We start from the raw sequence: 14,552 nt of genomic DNA, 5'->3' as shown, positions 1-14,552 counted from the left end.
GCGGGCAAGGGACCCGGCGTCGTGAAGGCCCTGCCGCGCTGTGGCAGGGCGGGCAGGAGAAGACATGAACCGCTACGAAGGCCGCCGTGCGCTGATCACCGGCGGCGGCTCGGGCATCGGCCAGGCCACCGTGCTGCGCCTCCTCGCCGAGGGCGGCACCGTCGTGGCCGCGGACGTGAGCGAGCGGGGCCTGAGGGACACGGTGGAGAAGGCCGGGGCCGATGCCGACCGGCTGACCACGGTCGCCATCGACGTCGCCGACGAGACCTCTGTACGGGAGGGGGTCGCCACGACCATCGCCGCGCTCGGCGGTCTGGACGTGCTGGTCAACGCGGCGGGCATCCTGCGCTCCTCGCACACCCACGAGACGAGCCTCGCGGACTTCACCCGCATCCTGACGGTCAACCTCGTCGGCACCTTCCTCGTCATCCGCGAGTCGATACCGGCGCTGCGGGCGGGCCGGGCCGCGGCGGTCGTCAACTTCAGCTCCACGTCGGCCCAGTTCGCGCACCCGTACATGGCGGCGTACGCGGCGAGCAAGGGCGGCATCCAGTCGATGACGCACGCCCTCGCCGCCGAGTACGCGAAACAGGGCATCCGCTTCACCGCCGTACAGCCCGGCTCCATCTCCTCCGGGATGACCGACGGCAGCGGCGCCAGCGGGCAGAGCGCCGGTCCGGGCCTGCCCGAGGACGCCGACATGACGCTGTTCGCGGGGCTCTCCCCGGCGCTCGGGCAGGGTTTCGCCGGCCCTGGGACGGTGGCGTCGGTCGTCGCGATGCTCGCCTCGGCGGACGGCGTGTTCGTCACCGGCACCGAGATCCGGATCGACGGCGGCACCCATTTCTGAGCGCGAACACGCCGCCTTCTCGGCGCGAACCCACCGCTCGGCGTCTATGCGAGGGCGACCAGGCCGCGGTAGTCCTCGCTCCACAGGTCCTCGGCCGCGTCCGGCAGGAGCAGGACGCGGTCCGGGCGGAGAGCGTCGAGGGCGCCCTCGTCGTGGGTGACCATCACGATCGCGCCCGGGTACGAAGCGACCGCGGCCAGGACCTCGTCGCGGGAGACGGGGTCGAGGTTGTTGGTCGGCTCGTCCAGCAGCAGGACGTTCGCTCCGGAGTGCACCAGTCGGGCCAGCGCGAGCCGGGTCCGCTCGCCGCCGGACAGGACTCCCGCGGACTTGTCCGCGTCGTCTCCGCCGAACAGGAACGCGCCCAGTACGCGCCGCGCCTCACCGGTGTCCAGGTGCGGCGCCGCGGCCCTCAGGTTCTCCAGGACCGTGCGGCCGGTGTCGAGCGTGTCGTGCTCCTGGGCGAAGTAGCCGAGGCGCAGCCCGTGCCCGCGCACCACGCGCCCGGTGTCCGGCCGTTCGGCTCCGGCGAGGAGGCGCAGCAGGGTGGTCTTGCCGGCACCGTTGCACCCGAGCACGACGAGGCGGCTGCCCCGGTCCACCTCGAGGTCCACTCCGTCGAGGACCCGGTGGCCGCCGTAGGACTTGGCCAGGCTGATCGCGCCGAGCGGTGTCCGCCCACACGGCGCGGGTTCGGGCAGCCGGATCCTCGCGGTCTTCTCGGCGCGTCCGGCCGGTTCCAGCGTGGCCAGCATCCGGTCGGCGCGGCGGGCCATGCTCCTGGCCATGGCGGCGGTGGCGGAGCGGGCCTTCATGCGGTCCGCCTGCGCGTGCAGCGCCGCCGCCTTGCGTTCGGCGCCCGCCCGCTCCCGGGTGCGGCGCCGCTCCTCGGTCGCGCGTCGGGTCGTGTACGTGGCCCAGCCGGTGTTGTGGATGTCGATCGCGGCCCGGCCGCCGTCCAGGTGGAAGACACGGTTGACGACGTCGCCGAGCAGCGCGGTGTCATGGCTGACGACGACCAGGCCGCCCTGGTGGTCCTGGAGGAAGCCGCGCAGCCAGCCGAGCGAGTCCGCGTCGAGGTGGTTGGTCGGCTCGTCCAGCAGCAGGGTGCCGTCGGTCCCCGAGAACAGGATGCGGGCGAGTTCCACGCGTCGTCTCTGCCCTCCGGACAGGGCGCCGATCGGTTCGTCCAGCACCCGTTCGGGCAGGCCGACGCCGGCCGCCACCCGGGCGGCCTCCGCTTCGGCCGCATAGCCCCCGCCCGCCTGGAAGGCGGCGTCGGCGCGGGCGTAGGCGTCCAGCACCCGCCGCAGCTCCGCCGGGCGGGCGGCGTCGGCCATCGCGGCCTCGGCCGTGCGCAGCTCGCGCAGCGCGGTGTCGAGGCCCCGGGCGGACAGGATCCGGTCGGTGACCGTCATGGCGGGGTCGGCGGCGCGGGAGTCCTGGGCGAGGAAGCCGACCGGGCCGGTGCGCGTGATGGTGCCGGCGGCGGGCCGGGAGTGTCCGGCGAGCGCGGTCATCAGGGTGGTCTTGCCGGCGCCGTTGCGGCCGACGAGGCCGATCCGGTCGCCGGGCGAGACGGTGAAGGAGGTCTCGGACAGGAGAAGGCGCGCACCGGCGCGCAGCTCGACATCACGAGCGATGATCATGGGGTGACGCTCCGAAACAGCGTAAGGACACACTTCTGGCGTGGAAGCGGGTCCTCAGCTAGGAAATTCGGGGCGTAGACATGCGCTCACGCTAACCGACGCGCGCGGAGCGGCGCACATGGTTTTCCGGCCCGGCGGGAGCCACCGCCCAGCCGGAGCCACCGCCCGACCGCAGCCACCGCCCGGCCGGGCACCACCAGCGCCACCCGTCAGCCGCCGAGGAGTTCGGCGAATCGCCTGGTGTCGACATTGCCGCCGGAGGCGATCACGCCGATGCGGGGCGGGAGGTCCGCGACATGGCCGGCCAGCAGCGCGGCCAGGCCGGTGGCACCACTGGGTTCGAGGACGATCTTCAGCCGCTCGAAGGCGAACCGCATGGCGTTGACGATCTCCGCGTCGCTGACCAGGGCGATGGCGTCGACCAGACGCCGGTTGATCTCGAAGGTGATCTCGCCGGGCGTGGGCAGGGCCTGCCCGTCGGCGATGGTGCGGGGCACGGGCAGGGTGACACGGGCACCGCTCTCCAGCGAGCGCTTGGTGTCGTCCCCGTCCTCCGGCTCCACGCCGACGACACGGATCCCGGGGTGCAGGGCCTTGGCGGCGGTGGCGCTGCCGGCGATCAGACCACCGCCTCCGACGGGTACGAGCAGGGCGTCGAGCGGACCCGTCACGTCGAGGAGTTCGAGCGCGGCGGTGCCCTGTCCGGCGATGACATGTGGGTGGTCGTAGGGCGGGATGAGGACGAGGCCGCGGTCCTCGGCCAGCGCCGTGCCGAGCGCGGTGCGGTCCTCGGTGTAGCGGTCGTAGGTGACGATCTCGGCGCCGTATCCGGCGGTCGCCTCCCGCTTGGAGCGCGGAGCGTCCTCGGGCATCAGGATGACGGCACTGGTGCCCAGCTCGCGGGCGGCGAGGGCGGTGGCCTGGGCGTGGTTGCCGGAGGAGTAGGCGGCGATGCCCTTGGCCAGTTGCGCCGGGGAGAGCTGGGCGGCCGCGTTGTAGGCGCCACGGAACTTGAAGGAGCCGACGCGCTGGAAGTTCTCGCACTTGACGAACACCTCTGCGCCGACGAGGGCGTTGAGGGTGCGCGAGGTGAGGACGGGGGTGCGGTGGGCGACTCCTTCGAGGCGTGCGGCGGCGGCACGGACGTCGGCGAACGTTACGGGCGATGCGGCGGCCATGGCGGTCTCCTCGTCCTACTCTCTCCGGCTCTCTCCGGTTCAGCTCACGTGCGGTCGACTGCTGCGGGGGCAACTCTGACCTTTAGACCAATTTTCTATCTCTGGACAAGAATTCTAGAAACGGGACGCCCGTCTGTCCAGTGCCGGTCAGACGGGCGTGGGGTGACACGGCCCGGGGTGACGGCGTGGTGGCCCGCGGCCGGCCTCAGTGGCCGCTGATCCCTCTTACCGTGTACGGCTCTTCGAGTTCCCGGACCTCGTCGTCGGTGAGCCGGAGGTCGAGCGCGGCGAGCGCGTCCGGGATGTGGTGCGGCTTGGTGGCGCCCACGATGGGGGGCGGTGACACCCGGCCGGGAGGCCACCCAGGCCAGGGCCACCTGGGCCCGCGGGACACCGCGGCGTTCGGCGATCGCGGCGACGGTGTCGACGATCCGCTTGTCGTCCGGCTGGTACAGGGTGCGGCCGACGGCATCCGTCTCGCTGCGGACGCTGACGGCGTCCCAGTCGCGGGTGAGCCGGCCGCGGGCGAGCGGGCTCACGGGATCACGCCGACGCCCTGGTCGGCGCAGAGCGGCAGCATCTCGCGCTCCTCCTCGCGGTAGAGGAGGTTGTAGTGGTTCTGCATGGACACGAACTTCGTCCAGCCGTGCCGTTCGGCGGTGTGCTGCAGCTTGGCGAACTGCCAGGCGTACATCGAACTCGCCCCGATGTAACGGGCCTTGCCCGCCCTGACCACGTCGTGCAGTGCCTCCATCGTCTCCTCGACCGGGGTGTACGGGTCGAAGCGGTGGATCTGATAGAGGTCGACGTGGTCCGTGCCGAGGCGGCGCAGACCGTGGTCGATCTCGGTCATGATCGCCTTGCGGGACAGCCCCGACCGGTTGGGGCGCTCGCTGCGTGCCGCGCCGTCCGCCACAGCGAAGAAGACCTTGGTGGCGATCACGACGTCCTCGCGCCGGGTCATCTCCCCGAGCGCCCTGCCGACGTACTCCCCGCTGGTGCCCGCGGAATAGCTGTTGGCGGTGTCGAAGAACGTGATCCCCGCGTCCAGGGCCTGGCGGATCAGCGGGCGGGCGGCGTCCTCGTCCAGGGTCCACGGGTGCGGTCCCCGGTCGGGCACGCCGTAGCTCATGCAGCCCAGCGCCACCCGGGAGACCTCCAGGCCGCTCGCGCCGAGCTTGACGTACTCCATCGTTCGCATGCCCCTCGTCGGTACGGTCCCGCCGAGTGGGCCGCGGCACGGGTTCGCGGACCGGGCGGGACGTCTCGTCCACGCGATCATGATCGTATCCGGGCGGGGTCGGGTCAGGTCAGGTCACGGCTCGCGTCACCTGTCCTCGGCAAGCCGAAGACGACGATCCGGTCCGCGAGGGGGGCGTTCTCCAGCTGGTGGGTGGGTGACCGCCGTACCGCGCGAACCGGGTCAGCACGGCGAGCGTGCTCTGCACGGCGACCAGCGGGGTGGCGGCGGCGGACAGCACGATCCGCCGGCGTCGCGTCGCTGGTGCTGCACTGTCTGGAGGTCAGCTGTCGACGAACGCGCGGACGGCGATCCGGGACTTCGGGCTGGAGCCGGTATGCGGCGAGGTCACAGCCGCTTGCGCCGGCCGCGAACCTGACTGGCTGGGCGCCTCGTCTCCCACGCCACGACGGAAGTTCCGATCCGGCCCGAGCCGCACGGCCGGCATCGGCACAGCCGTCCTCGCCCGTGCACGGCCCTGTGTGCGTCAGATCGGTCCATAGACGGCGGCGGGGGCACCGGTCATGAGCGCCCAGTACCGGTCCCCGTAGGACCAGTGCCACCACTCGCTCGGATAGTTGACGAAGCCCTCCTCACGCAGGCATCGGGCCAACAGGTCGCGGTTGTCGCGTGCGGCCGGCGACAGCCCCGGAGCGTCGAAGGGACACCACCTCTCATCGCCCGTGCGGTGTCCGTTCACCGCGCCGCCCATGTCCAGTTCCACGCCGTCGCCGTCGATGAGCGTCAGGTCCACTGCCGCGCCGGCGCAGTGCGGGGCCACGTCGACCGGGGAGACAAAGGCACTTGCCTGGCGGAGAAGTTCCGCCGGGTCCGTGATGCCTGAAAGGCGCAGGCGCTCCTCATACAGCGCGAACCGACGTGCCTGTTCGGCCGGGCTGCGATGGCCCTCGATCACAAGGAGCCTGATACCGGCGGGCAGCCTGCCGGAGGCCGAGCCCAGGCGTTGGAGCACGCCGGTCCTGACGCGTCCGTACGACCCCGCCTCGTCCTGTTCTCGCGGATCCAGCGATATCGCCGGAACGGTGGCGATCTCCGCCAGGGGTTCGCCGCAGTCTGCCACCGGGGTGTCGATCACTCGCGGATCGCTAAGCAAGATCATGCGGCGTGAGCCTAACGCCTCGCACCAGCAGCCGCGCGGGCGGACATTCCGCGTCTGCCTCGGTCGCAGCCTGGGCGAGCAGCGTGGTGAACCTTCTCCCAGGTGCCGGCGGCGGCCCAGCTTGCCGCGAGGCGCATCCCCATGCGGGTTCGTGCCCGAAGCGTGCCCAAAAGAAGGAGATCTGCGGTCCAGTTTCGCCTGACCGGGTCTCGAAACCCCAGGTCAGCGGTATGAGGCCGTTGTTGTCGTCCGGATCTGTGCCGACGGCCACAGCGAACGGGATTCTCGTAGGCTCATACTGAGCCATGACAAAGCCTGCTGCGCCGAAGCGTCATTTGCCCACCAGCCCCTTCAAAGCCCCGGTCACACCGGCTCCCAAACACTTCGCCGTGGGCGACCAGGTCACCCACGACATGTACGGCCTCGGCCGAGTGATCGGCATGGAGGACGGAATCGCGGCACTCGTGGATTTCGGCTCCTCACAAATGCGGATCTTGAGCCCGTACAGCAAGATGACCAAGCTGTAGGACTGCCGTGCTGCCACCTCCACCACGGTGAGTGGACCCAGCGCGGCCAGGCCGAGTTGAAGCGCCGGGTCGGTCGGAGAGGCTAGGGCCTGTCCGGCGGATCAGGTCGCGGGTAAGTGACGGGGCCTCATCGGCGCAGGTGACGGGGGCTGGTGCGTCCAGCTGCAAGGCGGAGGAATGAGTCGACACGATGGGGGTGCCCCCGCGGTGGGGGTCCCCCCGCGGGGGCGAAGTCGAGCGTGGGGGAGTCGGCGAGTGACGACAACGCCGCAGATGGGCGTGCCGGCCCCCGCGTCCCCGACAGGATCCGCCGGACAGGCCCTAGTCGGCCAGCTGCGGATAGAGCGCTGCCACGTCTCCCGAGAGTGCCGCCTTCACATTCCGGGAGACGTCGTCCGCCAGCACCTCGTACGCCCCGGCCTCGACGCCGTCCAGCGCTGCGGCGGCGATGTCCTGCGGGACGGACTTGGGGGCGTCGACGTTCGCGGCCATGTCGGTGTCGATGTAGCCGACGTGCAGTCCCGTGACCCCGATGCCGCGTGAACGCAGTTCGAGCCGCAGGGAGTTGGTCTGCGACCACAGCGCGGCCTTGGTGGCGCTGTAGGAGCCGGCGACACCGAGCCAGGAGAGCACGGAGTGGACGTTGAGGAGGTGTCCACCGCCGTTGCGCTCGATGACGGGGACGAAGGCGCGGGTCATCAGCAGCGGCCCGTAGAAGTTGATCTCGAATTCGCGGCGTACGTCCTCCACGGGGGCGTCGAGGAACGAGCTCGCGCCGAGTGAGACCCCGGCGTTGTTGACCAGGATCGTGACGTCCTCGGCCCGCGCCGCGGCGGCCGCGACCGATGCCGGGTCGGTGACCTCCAGGGCGAGCGGCACGGCGTCGGGGTGGGTCACGGTGCGCGGGTCGCGGGCCGTGGCGTACACCTTGGCGGCGCCGCGTGTGTACAGCTCCTCCACCAGCGCCCTGCCCAGTCCACGGCTGCCGCCGGTCACCAGTACGACAGAGTTCTTGAGCGAAGTCATATCCATCTCCCTGCAGGAAACCGATCGGTTTCCCGCAACCGTAAACCGATCGGTTTCAAGCCGCAAGCGCGGCGGCCGGGCGCACGGAGTCGCCCCTTGCCCGGGCCCCCGAGCGAGAGCGTTTTCCGGGCCGTATCTGGGTGGTGGCCCACAAGACGGTCGCCGTGGCCGCCGGGCTGGGCGTGATGGGCCTGCACCGCAATGTCATCCACCCGCGGTTCGGCAACTTCGTGCCGCTCGCCACGGTGCTCGTGGACGCCCCGGTCAGCGCGTTACAGGCAGGAGCTGGGCTACAGCCCCTGCGCGGACTGCAAGTTGTGCGTCGCCGCCTGCCCGGTGGGCGCCATCGGCAAGGACGGCTCGTTCGACGCGCCGCCGGGTGACTGCCGGTGTCCCGGTGTGCTGTGAACCGGTGTGCTGTGAACCGGTGTCACGGTGTGCTGTGAAGTGCTGTGAAAAGGCGCGGCCCTCGCGTGACGGGAGGGGCGGGGACGGACCCGAGCGCATGGATTGACCGTTCCCCGCCCCCGATGCGTCGGCCCGCCTCGTCACAACACGGAGGGACGACTGCCGACCGGTCCGACGAAGCTTCGACTCACCGATCTCGTTCAGACCCTCCAACGCCTGCCGCGCACCGGCCAGCCGAGCCGGGCCGGCCGGGTGACCCGCCGTATCGCGGCGCACACACCGGTGGCGCCCGCCCGCACGGCGCACCCGGCCGACGGGGCAGCCGCCCGAGCGCCGCCGGAAGCGGATCGCCGGGTGGCCGTCCGCTGTGGTGACCTCGGCGTCGACGCCGTACACCCGCTTGATCAGGCCGGCGGTCAGGACGTCACCCGAGGCGCCCTCGGCGACGGCCCGCCCGTGCGCGGGCACGAGCAGCCGGTCGCAGTACATGGCGGCGAGGTTGAGGTCGTGCAGGGCGACGGCGGTCGTGACCGGCAGGCTCGCGACGAGGTCCAGCAGGTCGAGCTCATGCTGGATGTCGAGGTGGCTGGTAGTTCGTCGAGGAGCAGTTCGCGGGGTTCCTGGGCGAGGGCGCGGGCGATCTGGGTGCGCTGGCGCTCCCTCCGGACAGGGCGTGCCAGGGCTGGTCGGCGCGGTCGGTGAGGCCCGTGCGGGCGAGGGCCTCGGTGACGGCCCGGGTGCCGACGGCCGTGGCGGCCGCCCAGGCGCGGCGGTGCGGGATGCGGCCGAGGGCCAAGACATCGCGGACGGTGGGTTCGGCCTGGGTGTGCGCGTGCTGTCCGACGACGGCGACCCGGCGTGCCACCGTACGGCGGCCGAGTCCGGGCAGGGGCCGGCCAGCCAGCGTGATCACTCCGCTGGTGGGGGCGAGGACGCCGGCGAGGAGGCGCGGCAGGGTGGACTTGCCGGAGCCGTTGGGGCCGATGAGTTCGACCGTCTGCCGGGGCCCGGGGCGCGGGGCGCGGGTGAGGCCGCCGATAATGATCCGTCCGCCGGCGCGCCGGGTGACGCGTTCGGCGCCCGGCCCCGTCCCGCCGCTCATGCGGTCCTCCGACCCCGGTGGAGCACGGCCACGAAGGCGGGCACGCCGAAGAGGGACATCACCACGCCGACGGGGATCTCCTGGGGATCGAGGACGGTGCGGGCGGCGGCGTCCACCCACACCAGGAAGACGGCGCCGGCCAGCAGCGACACCGCTCCCCCGCCCACACCGAGGACGACGACGGCGACCGCGCCGGTGGACGCGCCCGAGGACACACCGAGCGCGAACGGGTCGGCGAGCGGATTGCGCGGCAGGCAAGCACCGCATCACCGCCCCGCACAGCGCGAGCGCAGCCCCGCAGAGCGCGAGTCCCGCCCCGCACACGGCGGCCAGCAGGGTGCGGGGCATCCGCAGATCCCACACGGTGCCGTCCCGCAGGGGCGCGAGAGTGCTGTCCCCGAGGCCGGGACGGGCGGCGACAGGCGTCCACACGTCCGCGGCGGAGATGCCGGCCGGGCCGATGGTCACCGGGAACGCGGCGGACAGCACCGGCACGCCGAGCCCGACGGCCGTCGACACGGCCGTCGACACGGCCGTACGCAGGCTCACTTGACGAGTCCGGGCATCCGCAGTCCGGCGGCGACCTGCTCGATGTCCTCGACCGTCCGGATGCCCGGGTTCATCGCCTGCCCGCTGAGTGGCACGACTGGCCTCGGAAGGCCATCAGCAGGTCTGTTCCTCTCCGCCGGCGGAACTGTCGGCATCGGTGAGGCAGTTGATATGGGAAGCTTTGGCCAACCGTTTGCGGGACCGACGCCGTGACGGTCATGGAGGGGAGCCCAGCGTGACTCAGGACGGCGGCCAGGCCGTGCGCATCGACACCAGCAAGCCGCATCCCGCGCGGATCTACGACTACCTTCTGGGCGGCAAGGACAACTACGAGGTGGACCAGGCGGCGGGCGACCGGCTGGCCGCCGTGGCGCCCGAGGTGTGGATCTCCGTGCGGGCCAACCGCGCCTTCCTGCACCGTGCGGTCCGCCATGTCGTCGGCAGCGGTGTGCGCCAGATCCTCGACATCGGCACCGGGCTCCCCACCTCGCCGAACGTGCACGAGGTCGCCCAGGAGCTGGCCGACGACGTGCGCGTCGCCTACGTCGACAACGACCCCATCGTGAAGGCGCACGCCGACGCGCTGCTGAGCCGGGCCGGCACGACCAGCATCGTCCTCGCCGACCTGCGCGATCCGCAGTCCGTCATCGATCATCCGGAGGTCCGCCGGGTCATCGACTTCGGGCAGCCGGTCGCCCTGTTCCTCGTCGCGATCCTCCACTTCATCCCTGACGCGGACGAGCCCGAGCGGATCGTGGCCACCCTGCGCGACGCGCTCCCGGCCGGCAGCTTCCTGGTGCTCTCGCACGCGACCGGCGACTTCGCGGACGACCGCAGTGACGCCGAGGCGGTCTACAACAACGCGACCGCCAGCATGAACCTGCGCTCCCGCGACCGGGTCGAGCGGTTCTTCGACGGCTTCGACCTGGTCGAGCCGGGCCTCACCCAAGTGCCGTTCTGGCGCCCGGACACCACCCCGCCGCCCGGCTCCGCGGAGATCGGCTTCTACGGCGCGGTGGGCCGCAAGACGGAGCGGTGACCGGCCGGTGAGACGGAGCGGTGACCGGACGGTGAGACGGAGCGGTGACCGGACGGTGACCGGACGGTCGCCCGGCGAGAAAGGGCCGGGCGTCCCGCGACCGTCTGCCGGAGTTCGCCGGGGCGGCCGGGACGCCATCGCCGTATGGCGCGTGGACTCCATCGCCGTACGGCACCTGTAAAGCCGCACCGCGCCGCTGCGCGCCGCTGCGGGCCGCCGGCCGGCCCGTGGGCGGCGTCTTCGACCAGGGCTGGGACCCGCTGGTCGCCCCGAGCGGCGGCACGGACGCCGGGGCACGATCCCTGCGCACTTCCACGCTCGCGCCCGCCCCGCCCCGCACCGCCCTCCGCCCGCTTGGTGGGTGTCGCGTGATGGTGCGACGCTGGTGGAGAGGTGTCCGACCAGGGGGGCGAGGGGACTGCTGGAGGGCCGATGGGGCGCGACGTCCCGGCGCTCGTCTTCACGCGCGAGGACCGCCGCCGGTACCGGGTCAAGATGCACGCCTGTCTCGACGCGCTGGCGCAGATGCTGCGCGAGGCACGGTTCGAGTCCGAGCGGCCGCAGGTCGGCCTGGAGATCGAACTGAACCTGGTGGACGACGCGGCCGAGCCGGCGATGCGCAACAGCGACGCGCTCCAGGCCATCTCCGACCCCGCCTGGTCCACCGAACTGGGCCGGTTCAACCTGGAGATCAACGTTCCGCCCCGGCGGCTGATCGCGGGCGGCCCCGACGCATGGGAGTCGGAGATCCGCGCCGCGCTGAACCACGCCGACGAGCGTGCCAGGTCGATCGGCACCCGGCTGATCATGATCGGGATCCTGCCCACCCTGCGCCAGGAGGACATCGGCGCGGAGAGCCTGTCCGAGAACCCGCGCTACCAGCTGCTCAACGACCAGATCTTCGCGGCCCGCGGCGAGGACCTGCGCATCGAGATCGACGGCGTGGACCGGCTGCGCACCTACGCGGACACCATCACCCCCGAAGCAGCCTGCACCAGCACGCAGTTCCATCTCCAGGTCTCGCCCGAGGAGTTCGCCGACTACTGGAACGCGGCCCAGGCGATCGCCGGGGTCCAGGTCGCGCTGGCCGCGAACGCGCCGTTCCTGTTCGGCAAGGAGCTGTGGCACGAGACCCGCGTCCCGCTGTTCGAACAGGCCACGGACACCCGCCCGGAGGAGATCAAGGTGCAGGGGGTACGCCCCCGGGTGTGGTTCGGGGAGCGGTGGATCAACAGCGTCTTCGACCTCTTCGAGGAGAACCTGCGCTACTTCCCGGCGCTCCTCCCGCTGTGCGAGGAGCAGGACCCGGCGGAGACGCTGGACCGCGGCGACGTCCCCGAACTCGGCGAACTGACGCTGCACAACGGCACGATCTACCGCTGGAACCGCCCGGTGTACGCCGTCTCGCACGACCTCCCGCACATCCGGGTGGAGAACCGGGTGCTGCCCGCCGGCCCCACCGTCGCCGACACACTCGCCAACGGCGCCTTCTACTACGGGCTCACCCGGGCCCTGGTGGAGGAGGACCGTCCGGTGTGGTCGCGGATGTCCTTCGCGGCGGCCCAGGACAATCTGCACACCGCCGCCCGGCACGGCATCGAGGCCCTGCTGTACTGGCCCGGGATGGGCGAGGTGCCGGTGCCGGAACTGGTCCTGCGGCGGCTGCTGCCCCTGGCCCACCACGGCCTCGCCCTGTCCGGCATGGACGAGGCCTGGCGGGAGCCGCTGCTCGGCATCATCGAGCAGCGCTGTGTGACGGCCCGCAATGGTGCGGTGTGGCAGAAGGAGGTGCTCCACCACCTCGACGCCACCACACACACCGGCCGCCACGAGGCGCTGCGCCGGATGACCCAGCTGTACATCGACTACATGCACCTCAACGCCCCGGTGCACACCTGGCCGGTGGACTGATCCGGGTCAGCCGCGGCCGCCCAGCAGATTGACCGCCCGGTCGAAGGCCGAGTCGCGGTTCTTGTCGAACTCCTCCTTGGTGAAGACCGGTTCGGTCAGCTGCGGCGGAATTCCGGTGCCGTCGAAGGTGCGGCCGGTGCGGGTCAGGAACTCCTCGTTGGGCAGGCCGAAGGCCAGTCCGTCGGGCAGGCGACGCCCCAGCACGTCGGAGAAGACACCCTGGGTGGCCTGTCCGATGCGTATGGTCCGCCCCGGCCGGTCCATCAGGGCCTGGGTGAAGGTCTCCCCCGCGCTGATCGTCGATCCGCCGGTCAGGACGGCGACCGGGCCGGTGTAGCGGGTCGCGTCGGCCGGGACGACGGGCACGGGCTCGGGATGCGTGTGCCGGGTGGGGTCGGCCGGGTCGTTGCGGACGCGTTTGGCGTAGGCGAGGTACGGCGAGTCGGTCAGCCGCTGGGCGATCCGGATGCCGAGGGTGTCGGCGCCGCCGCCGTTGATCCGCAGGTCGATGACGAGTCCCTTGAGCCGCTCGGTCCGGTCCCGGGTGAGCACCGTGTTCAACATCCGGTCGAGTTCGGCCTGTTCGGCGGTGTACGGCGCGCCGTCGCCGGCGTAGCCGCCGAATCCGGAGATGCGCAGATAGCCGAGGTCGCCCGGCAGGTCGGCGTAGGTGATCCGGCCCGCGCCGAAGTCCTGGCGGTAGGAGGCGTCCTTGAGGTCACGGGCCTCGATGTACTTCTTGACCTTGGCGTCCAGTTCCGGGCCCGCGTTCTCCGTGCCGGGGCGGACCTGGCCGAAGATGCGGCCGTCGTCCATCACCGTGGCATGGGCGTCGTACAGCGGGCGCACCATCTGGCTGAAGATGTCGAAGAGTTCGTCCTTCGTGGTGTCCTTGTGCACCAGCGGCCGGTACCGGTCGCGGACGGCCTGCCAGTCGATGTGCTTCTGGGCGAAGAAGGGGTAGTTCTCCTCGAAGGTCTGCCAGAAGACGTCGAAGGAGGTGCGCGGGTCCTTGGCGGCCGGACGGCCGCAGTCGGCGGGCAGGGCGCTCATGCGGTGCAGCATGCGGTGTCCCACCGAGCTGTCGATGGCGAGCAGCGCGTGATCGCGGTCGTGCACGGTCCGTACGGTGAGCACGGAGCCGTCCGTCGTCGCGTAGGTGCCGGGGCCGGTCTGCCGCGAGGTGTCGCCCTTCAGGCAACTGACGGACGTCGTCTGGTACTCCTGCATCACTCCGCCGCGCAGGACGAGGACGGTGCCGTAACCCTCCATCCGCCACACCCCGTCGGTGGCGGCCGGTCCCGATGGTGAGGCCGCGGCGGCCGGTACGGCGCCGGCGGCGAGGAACAGGGCGGCGGCGGTGGCCGTGAGGGTACGCACGAGCGGGTCCTTCCGATGAGTGTTCGCGGAAGACCACGGTCGCCGACGGGCCCTGCCGCGCACCATCGGGCACCCTGGTGCATCGATACGGGGGACAACCCCCGTACGCGCTCGGCCCGGACCGAAGCTTCGTGCCGTTCGGCGGGGCGGTCCTACGCCGGTGCTCCCGCGGCCCCCGCACGCCGCACGCCGGGGCACGTCGGCGCGTCCGGCAGATGGGCCTTGGCCCATTCGCCCAGCTCGCGAAGGGCCGGCTCCAGGGCGGCACCGGCCTCGGTCAGCCGGTAGGAGACGCGCAGCGGCGGGCCCTCCTCGACCTCGCGGAGCACGAGCCCGGCCGCGCCGAGTTCCGCGAGCCGGTCGGACAGCATGCGTTCGCTGATGCCGGGGACGGCCCGGCGCAGGTCGGCGAAGTGTGCGGGCGCTTCCACCAGCACGGCCACGATGGGGCCGCTCCAGCGCTTTCCGAGCAGCTGGAAGACACGGGTGATGCCGTCGTCCACCTGCTTGCACGCCGCGCTGTCGTGGGTCATGTCCGCCGCCATGCGATCAGGGTACTACTTCACCGTAGGG

General features: G+C 71.8%; 12 protein-coding genes and 4 pseudogenes. 5 read left to right on the top strand and 11 right to left on the bottom strand.

The genetic code is table 11. The annotated features are described in order from the left end of the window. The first annotated feature begins 64 nt into the window (after positions 1-64). Positions 65-850, top strand: coding sequence for an SDR family NAD(P)-dependent oxidoreductase (locus IE277_RS27550; protein ID WP_189956407.1), 786 nt, complete (start codon positions 65-67; stop codon positions 848-850). Positions 851-894: 44 nt separating this feature from the next. Here IE277_RS27550 and IE277_RS27545 read toward each other — a convergent pair whose 3' ends face one another. From IE277_RS27545 to IE277_RS27530, 4 genes and pseudogenes are all read right to left on the bottom strand, one after another. Then, on the bottom strand, positions 895-2,499 hold the full coding sequence (locus IE277_RS27545; RefSeq protein ID WP_189956406.1) for an ABC-F family ATP-binding cassette domain-containing protein: 1,605 nt from the start codon (positions 2,497-2,499) through the stop codon (positions 895-897). Positions 2,500-2,708: 209 nt separating this feature from the next. Then, positions 2,709-3,677 (bottom strand): threo-3-hydroxy-L-aspartate ammonia-lyase, encoded by a 969-nt coding sequence (locus IE277_RS27540; RefSeq protein WP_189956405.1) that lies wholly within the window; start codon positions 3,675-3,677, stop codon positions 2,709-2,711. A 205-nt stretch (positions 3,678-3,882) separates the two neighbouring features. After that, positions 3,883-4,869 (bottom strand): annotated as a pseudogene (locus IE277_RS27535) (aldo/keto reductase). Positions 4,870-5,404: 535 nt separating this feature from the next. Beyond that, positions 5,405-6,037, bottom strand: a complete 633-nt coding sequence (locus tag IE277_RS27530; RefSeq protein ID WP_189956404.1) for a M15 family metallopeptidase — start codon at positions 6,035-6,037, stop codon at positions 5,405-5,407. Positions 6,038-6,342: 305 nt separating this feature from the next. Between IE277_RS27530 and IE277_RS27525 the strand changes: the two genes are divergently transcribed. Next, complete coding sequence (locus IE277_RS27525; protein ID WP_189956403.1) at positions 6,343-6,564, top strand: hypothetical protein; 222 nt, start codon at positions 6,343-6,345, stop codon at positions 6,562-6,564. Between the two features lie 321 nt (positions 6,565-6,885). Here IE277_RS27525 and IE277_RS27520 read toward each other — a convergent pair whose 3' ends face one another. Continuing rightward, entirely contained in the window at positions 6,886-7,590 is a 705-nt protein-coding gene (locus tag IE277_RS27520; RefSeq protein WP_189956402.1) for an SDR family oxidoreductase, read from the bottom strand. Positions 7,591-7,730: 140 nt separating this feature from the next. On the opposite strand from IE277_RS27520, the gene IE277_RS27515 reads away from it, so the two are divergent. Beyond that, on the top strand, positions 7,731-7,973 hold the full coding sequence (locus IE277_RS27515; protein WP_189956526.1) for a hypothetical protein: 243 nt from the start codon (positions 7,731-7,733) through the stop codon (positions 7,971-7,973). 355 nt (positions 7,974-8,328) lie between these two features. Here the strand turns inward: IE277_RS27515 and IE277_RS27510 are convergent. The 4 genes and pseudogenes from IE277_RS27510 to IE277_RS50245 all read right to left on the bottom strand — a co-directional run. Then, a pseudogene (locus IE277_RS27510) lies at positions 8,329-9,100 on the bottom strand (ABC transporter ATP-binding protein); the annotation flags it as partial. Continuing rightward, positions 9,097-9,315 (bottom strand): iron chelate uptake ABC transporter family permease subunit, encoded by a 219-nt coding sequence (locus IE277_RS50255; RefSeq protein WP_506005345.1) that lies wholly within the window; start codon positions 9,313-9,315, stop codon positions 9,097-9,099. The pseudogene IE277_RS27510 and the gene IE277_RS50255, both read right to left, overlap by 4 nt. 130 nt (positions 9,316-9,445) lie before the next feature. Then, positions 9,446-9,532: pseudogene (locus IE277_RS50250) on the bottom strand (hypothetical protein); the annotation flags it as partial. Positions 9,533-9,645: 113 nt separating this feature from the next. Next, positions 9,646-9,786: pseudogene (locus IE277_RS50245) on the bottom strand (ABC transporter substrate-binding protein); the annotation flags it as partial. A 98-nt stretch (positions 9,787-9,884) separates the two neighbouring features. On the opposite strand from IE277_RS50245, the gene IE277_RS27500 reads away from it, so the two are divergent. Both IE277_RS27500 and IE277_RS27495 read left to right on the top strand, forming a co-directional pair. Further along, positions 9,885-10,688, top strand: coding sequence for an SAM-dependent methyltransferase (locus IE277_RS27500; protein ID WP_189956401.1), 804 nt, complete (start codon positions 9,885-9,887; stop codon positions 10,686-10,688). Between the two features lie 432 nt (positions 10,689-11,120). Then, positions 11,121-12,599: a glutamate-cysteine ligase family protein gene (locus IE277_RS27495; protein WP_189956400.1), complete on the top strand. Its 1,479-nt coding sequence runs from the start codon at positions 11,121-11,123 to the stop codon at positions 12,597-12,599. Positions 12,600-12,605: 6 nt separating this feature from the next. Here the strand turns inward: IE277_RS27495 and IE277_RS27490 are convergent, their stop codons facing one another. Both IE277_RS27490 and IE277_RS27485 read right to left on the bottom strand, forming a co-directional pair. Further along, positions 12,606-13,979, bottom strand: a complete 1,374-nt coding sequence (locus tag IE277_RS27490; protein WP_189956399.1) for a S41 family peptidase — start codon at positions 13,977-13,979, stop codon at positions 12,606-12,608. Between the two features lie 152 nt (positions 13,980-14,131). Further along, positions 14,132-14,524, bottom strand: a complete 393-nt coding sequence (locus IE277_RS27485) for a winged helix-turn-helix transcriptional regulator (RefSeq protein WP_189956398.1) — start codon at positions 14,522-14,524, stop codon at positions 14,132-14,134. Positions 14,525-14,552 lie beyond the last annotated feature (28 nt).

It is taken from the genome of Streptomyces alanosinicus, assembly GCF_014650595.1.
Classification (GTDB): domain Bacteria; phylum Actinomycetota; class Actinomycetes; order Streptomycetales; family Streptomycetaceae; genus Streptomyces; species Streptomyces alanosinicus.
The sequence above is the reverse complement of the archived record's forward strand: the minus strand, read 5'-3'. Positions and strand labels throughout refer to the sequence as shown.

What these genes read in the sequence shown, in the direction of transcription:
- IE277_RS27495 (WP_189956400.1), top strand. Translation starts at nt 11,121, where the DNA reads ATGGGGCGCGACGTCCCGGCGCTCGTCTTCACGCGCGAGGACCGCCGC.
- IE277_RS27485 (WP_189956398.1), bottom strand. Translation starts at nt 14,524, where the DNA reads ATGGCGGCGGACATGACCCACGACAGCGCGGCGTGCAAGCAGGTGGAC.
- IE277_RS27520 (WP_189956402.1), bottom strand. Translation starts at nt 7,590, where the DNA reads ATGACTTCGCTCAAGAACTCTGTCGTACTGGTGACCGGCGGCAGCCGT.
- IE277_RS27550 (WP_189956407.1), top strand. Translation starts at nt 65, where the DNA reads ATGAACCGCTACGAAGGCCGCCGTGCGCTGATCACCGGCGGCGGCTCG.
- IE277_RS27540 (WP_189956405.1), bottom strand. Translation starts at nt 3,677, where the DNA reads ATGGCCGCCGCATCGCCCGTAACGTTCGCCGACGTCCGTGCCGCCGCC.
- IE277_RS27530 (WP_189956404.1), bottom strand. Translation starts at nt 6,037, where the DNA reads ATGATCTTGCTTAGCGATCCGCGAGTGATCGACACCCCGGTGGCAGAC.
- IE277_RS27545 (WP_189956406.1), bottom strand. Translation starts at nt 2,499, where the DNA reads ATGATCATCGCTCGTGATGTCGAGCTGCGCGCCGGTGCGCGCCTTCTC.
- IE277_RS27525 (WP_189956403.1), top strand. Translation starts at nt 6,343, where the DNA reads ATGACAAAGCCTGCTGCGCCGAAGCGTCATTTGCCCACCAGCCCCTTC.